Origin of the sequence: Streptomyces sp. NPDC059224, assembly GCF_042754285.1 — a bacterium.
Lineage (GTDB): Bacteria > Actinomycetota > Actinomycetes > Streptomycetales > Streptomycetaceae > Streptomyces.
The window spans coordinates 1-3537 of the sequence record NZ_JBHZAN010000090.1 but is presented as its reverse complement, the minus strand read 5'-3'; the positions used below and the strand labels follow the sequence as shown (position 1 = coordinate 3537).

Here is a 3537-nt window from a genome sequence, read left to right as displayed (position 1 = left end):
GCACCCGCTCCGGCGCCCGCGAAGCCCGCGCCCGCCGCCGCGGCCCCGGCCGCCGCGAAGCCGGCCGCCGCCGCGAAGGCCGCGCCCGCCGCCGAGGCGCCCGAGGGTCCCGAGCTGGTCACCCTGCGTGGCCCGGCCGCGGCCGTCGCGAAGAACATGAACGCCTCGCTGGAGCTACCGACGGCCACCTCGGTCCGCGCGGTCCCGGTGAAGCTGCTGTTCGACAACCGGATCGTCATCAACAACCACCTCAAGCGCGCCCGGGGCGGGAAGATCTCCTTCACGCACCTGATCGGCTTCGCGATGGTGCAGGCCATCAAGGCCATGCCGACGATGAACTACGCGTTCGGCGAGAAGGACGGCAAGCCGACCCTCGTCAAGCCCGCGCACGTCAACCTCGGCCTGGCCATCGACCTGGTGAAGCCCAACGGCGACCGCCAGCTGGTCGTCGCGGCCATCAAGAAGGCCGAGACGCTGAACTTCTTCGAGTTCTGGCAGGCCTACGAGGACATCGTCCGTCGCGCCCGCGACAACAAGCTGACGATGGACGACTTCACCGGCGTCACGGTCTCCCTGACCAACCCCGGCGGCCTCGGCACCGTCCACTCGGTCCCGCGCCTGATGCCCGGCCAGTCGGTCATCATGGGCGTCGGCTCCATGGACTACCCGGCGGAGTTCCAGGGCACCAGCCAGGACACCCTGAACAAGCTCGGCATCTCGAAGGTCATGACGCTCACGTCGACCTACGACCACCGGGTCATCCAGGGCGCCGCCTCCGGCGAGTTCCTGCGCTCGGTCGCCAACCTTCTCCTCGGTGAGAACGGCTTCTACGACGACATCTTCGAGGCCCTGCGGATCCCCTACGAGCCGGTCCGCTGGCTCAAGGACATCGACGCCTCGCACGACGACGACGTCACCAAGGCCGCCCGCGTCTTCGAGCTGATCCACTCCTACCGGGTCCGCGGCCATGTCATGGCCGACACCGACCCGCTGGAGTACAAGCAGCGCAAGCACCCCGACCTGGACATCATCGAGCACGGTCTCACCCTGTGGGACCTGGAGCGCGACTTCGCCGTCGGCGGCTTCGCCGGCAAGTCGATGATGAAGCTGCGCGACATCCTCGGCGTGCTGCGCGACTCGTACTGCCGCACCACCGGCATCGAGTTCATGCACATCCAGGACCCGAAGCAGCGCAAGTGGATCCAGGACCGCGTGGAGCGCCCGCACTCCAAGATGGAGCGCGAGGAGCAGCTGCGGATCCTGCGCCGCCTGAACGCGGCGGAGGCCTTCGAGACCTTCCTGCAGACGAAGTACGTCGGCCAGAAGCGCTTCTCCCTGGAGGGCGGCGAGTCCGTCATCCCGCTGCTCGACGCGGTGATCGACTCCGCCGCCGAGTCCCGCCTGGACGAGGTCATCATCGGCATGGCCCACCGTGGCCGCCTGAACATCCTCGCGAACATCGTCGGCAAGTCGTACGCGCAGATCTTCCGCGAGTTCGAGGGCAACCTCGACCCGAAGTCGATGCACGGCTCCGGCGACGTGAAGTACCACCTGGGCGCCGAGGGCACCTTCACCGGCCTGGACGGCGAGCAGATCAAGGTCTCGCTGGCCGCCAACCCGTCCCACCTGGAGACGGTCGACCCGGTCATCGAGGGCATCGCCCGCGCCAAGCAGGACGTCATCAACAAGGGCGGCACGGACTTCACGGTGCTGCCGGTGGCGATCCACGGCGACGCGGCCTTCGCGGGCCAGGGCGTGGTGGCCGAGACCCTGAACATGTCCCAGCTGCGCGGCTACCGCACCGGCGGCACGGTCCACGTCGTCATCAACAACCAGGTCGGCTTCACGGCCGCTCCCGAGTCGTCCCGCTCGTCGATGTACGCGACGGACGTGGCGCGGATGATCGAGGCCCCGATCTTCCACGTGAACGGCGACGACCCGGAGGCCGTGGTGCGCGTCGCGCGCCTCGCCTTCGAGTTCCGTCAGGCGTTCAACAAGGACGTGGTGATCGACCTCATCTGCTACCGCCGCCGCGGTCACAACGAGTCGGACAACCCGGCCTTCACCCAGCCGCTGATGTACGACCTGATCGACAAGAAGCGCTCGGTGCGCAAGCTCTACACCGAGTCCCTCATCGGTCGCGGCGACATCACCCTGGAAGAGGCCGAGCAGGCGCTGCAGGACTACCAGGGCCAGCTGGAGAAGGTCTTCACGGAGGTCCGCGAGGCCACCTCGCAGCCGGCCGTCTCGGACGCCCAGGCGCCGCAGGACGGCTTCCCGATCGCCGTCCCGACGGCCATCTCCACGGAGGTCCTCAAGCGGATCGCCGAGTCCCAGGTCAACATCCCGGACTACTTCACCGTGCACCCGCGTCTGCTGCCGCAGCTGCAGCGCCGGGCGTCGATGATCGAGGACGGGACGATCGACTGGGGCATGGGCGAGACCCTCGCCATCGGCTCGCTGCTGATGGAGGGCACCCCGGTCCGGCTCTCCGGCCAGGACTCCCAGCGCGGTACCTTCGGCCAGCGGCACGCGGTCCTGATCGACCGCGAGACGGGCGCCGACTACACCCCGCTGCTGTACCTGTCCGAGGACCAGGCCCGCTACAACGTCTACAACTCGCTGCTCTCCGAGTACGCGGTGATGGGCTTCGAGTACGGCTACTCGCTCGCCCGTCCGGACGCGCTGGTGATGTGGGAGGCGCAGTTCGGTGACTTCACCAACGGCGCCCAGTCGGTCATCGACGAGTACATCTCCGCGGCGGAGCAGAAGTGGGGCCAGACCAGTGGCGTCACCCTCCTGCTCCCGCACGGCTACGAGGGCCAGGGCCCGGACCACTCCTCGGCCCGCATCGAGCGGTTCCTCCAGCTGTGCGCGCAGAACAACATGACGGTCGCGATGCCGACCCTCCCGTCGAACTACTTCCACCTCCTGCGGTGGCAGGTGCACAACCCGCACCACAAGCCGCTGGTGGTCTTCACCCCGAAGTCGATGCTGCGCCTCAAGGCGGCGGCCTCGAAGGCCGAGGAGTTCACGAGCGGGCAGTTCCGCCCGGTCATCGGCGACGCCTCGGTCGACGCGAACGCCGTCCGCAAGGTCGTCTTCTGCACCGGCAAGGTCTACTACGACCTGGAGGCCGAACGGCAGAAGCGCGGTGTCACGGACACGGCGATCATCCGTCTGGAGCGCCTGTACCCGCTGCCGGGTGCGGAGCTCCAGGCCGAGGTCAACAAGTACCCGAACGCCGAGAAGTACCTGTGGGCCCAGGAGGAGCCGGCGAACCAGGGTGCCTGGCCGTTCATCGCCCTCAACCTGATCGACCACCTGGACCTGGCGGTCGGCGCGGACGTCCCGGCCGGCGAGCGCCTGCGCCGCATCTCCCGCCCGCACAGCTCCTCCCCGGCCGTCGGTTCCGCGAAGCGGCACCAGGCGGAGCAGGAGCTGCTGATGAACGAGGTCTTCGAAGCCTAGTCGCTGCGCTGAGCTGAACCCGGGAAGGCCCGGCCCGGTCCCTCGGCACCGGAGAGCAGACCGGCG

Annotated in this window: 1 protein-coding gene; it reads left to right on the top strand. The window is 68.6% G+C overall.

The window, feature by feature from the left end; translation table 11 throughout:
* Positions 1-3471, top strand: a 3471-nt coding sequence (locus ACFXI4_RS44465) for a multifunctional oxoglutarate decarboxylase/oxoglutarate dehydrogenase thiamine pyrophosphate-binding subunit/dihydrolipoyllysine-residue succinyltransferase subunit (protein ID WP_385003367.1), incomplete at its 5' end; no start/stop codon positions are given.
* Positions 3472-3537: the final 66 nt, after the last annotated feature.